The sequence below is a fragment of the Kitasatospora sp. NPDC059088 genome, assembly GCF_042738155.1.
Lineage (GTDB): Bacteria > Actinomycetota > Actinomycetes > Streptomycetales > Streptomycetaceae > Kitasatospora.
The window spans coordinates 1-1,974 of the sequence record NZ_JBHYGR010000125.1; the positions used below are offsets into that span (position 1 = coordinate 1).

Sequence of the window (1,974 nt, forward strand, 5' to 3'; positions counted from 1 at the left end):
GGGGGGGGGGGGGGGGGGGGGGGGCGGGGCGGGGGGGCGCGGGGGGGGCGGGGGGGGGCGGGGGGCGCGGGGGGGGGGGGGGGGGGGGGGGGGGGGGGGGGGGGGGGGGGGGGGGTGGGGGGGGGGGGGGGGGGGGGCGGGGGGGGGTGGGGGGGGGGGGGGGGGGGGGGGGGGGGGGGGGGCGCCCCCCCGCGGGGGGGGGGGGCCGCGCCGTGGACCGGTACTACTACGGCGAGCGGGCCCACCCGTACCAGCTGGTCCGGCAGCTGGCGGAGCGGATGAGCCATGCCGTCGACCCGGCGGACGCGCCGCCGCTGCTCTGCCGGACGGTGGTGCAGGCCCTCGGGCTGCCGGCCGCCGTGGTCCGGGTGCGGACCCGGAGCGGGCCGCGGGAGCTGGCCCGGCTCGGGACGGTCGAGCCGCCCGGCGTCCGCTTCCCCCTCACCTACGAGGGCGCCGAGATCGGCGAGCTGCTGGTGCCGCCCCGCCTCGGGCAGTCCGAGCTGGACCGGCAGGACCGCGAGGTGCTGGGCCTCCTCGCGGACCAGGCATCGCCCGCGATCGCTTCGCTCGGCCTGTCCGAGGACCTCCGGGCCAGCCGGGAGCAGCTCGTCCTGGCCCGCGAGGAGGAGCGCCGCCGTCTGCGCCACGACCTCCACGACGGCCTCGGTCCCGCCCTCTCCGGCCTGCGCCTGCGCATCGACGCCGCCGGCACCGACCTGCCCGACGGCTCCGGGGCCGCCGCCTCGCTCACCGCGGCCTCCGCGGGCATCGGCCAGGCGATCACCGAACTCCGGCGGATCACCGGCGGCCTGACGCCCGGCCCCCTCGACAGCAAGGGCCTGGCCGACGCGCTCCGCCGACTTGCCGACACCCTCGGCAGCCAGGCCCTCCGGATCACCCTCGACCTGCGACCCGACCCGCTGCCCGCGCTCTCCGCCGCCGTCGAGGTCGCCGTCTACCGGATCAGTGGTGAGGCCCTGAACAACGTGGTCCGGCACTCGGGTGCCACCGCCGCCAGGCTCAGCCTCCGCGCCCTCTCCGACCGCGTCACCGTCGAGGTCGCCGACAACGGCGCGGGCTTCGCCGGCCGCGACTCCACGTCCGGCGTGGGCCTCCGCTCCATGGCCGAACGCGCCGAAGAGCTCGGCGGCACCTTCACCGCCGGCAACGCCCCCGCCGGTGCCGTCGTCCGCGCCGTCCTCCCCCGCGGCCGCGCCGACTGATCCGGGAGGTGGTCGTCGGGAGGCGGTCGGCGGTCGGCGGGAATGGCCAGCGGTCGTCGGGTGGCGGGAGTGGGTGGTGGGCTGGGTAGGGTGCCGGGCATGAGCCGGAACGTGAGTGGTGCCGCGGGTGTCGGAGACCTGGTGATCGTCGGGGCGGCGGCGGTGGGTGGGGAGTTCGCGGGGGCGGCGCAGGCGATCTTGGCGGAGTTGGTGCTGGGGGGCGCCGCGTTGGGGTGGGTGGAGCCGCCGTCGCTGGAGGAGGTGGCGGCGTTGGTGGAGGAGGTGGTGGCGCGGTCGCGGGCCGGGGACGGGGCGTTGCGGGTGGCGTACCTGGGCGGGCGGCCGGTCGGCTTCGGCTACTGGCTGCGCCACCGGCGGCCGACGCACCGTCCGCACGCGGAGCTGGAGAAGCTCGCGGTGGCCGCCGACGCCCAGGGGCGGGGCATCGGGCGGGCGCTGACCACGGCGTTGATCGCGGACGCGAGGGCCGCAGGCATCGAGGTGCTCACCCTCGACGCCCGCGGCGACAACGCCGACGCGCTGCACCTGTACTACTCGCTCGGCTTCACCGAGTACGGGCGGCTCCCGGACTACGTGGCCGTCGGGGAGCGCCGGTACGACAAGGTGTTCGCGATGGTGGACCCGGGGGGGGGGGCCCCCCCCCCCCCCCCACCACACCCCCGTGCGGGCCCCGCGCACCGCGGCCCACCCGGGCGTGGCGCGCGCCCGCCACACCCCCCCACCCTCG

Annotated in this window: 1 protein-coding gene and 1 pseudogene; both read left to right on the forward strand. The window is 79.4% G+C overall.

Annotated features, from left to right (window positions below):
- Positions 1-212 precede the first annotated feature (212 nt).
- Positions 213-1,226, forward strand: coding sequence for a sensor histidine kinase (locus tag ACFWXO_RS36380; RefSeq protein WP_380529491.1), 1,014 nt, complete (start codon positions 213-215; stop codon positions 1,224-1,226).
- A gap of 138 nt (positions 1,227-1,364) precedes the next feature.
- Positions 1,365-1,868: pseudogene (locus ACFWXO_RS36385) on the forward strand (GNAT family N-acetyltransferase); the annotation flags it as partial.
- Between the last annotated feature and the right edge of the window lie 106 nt (positions 1,869-1,974).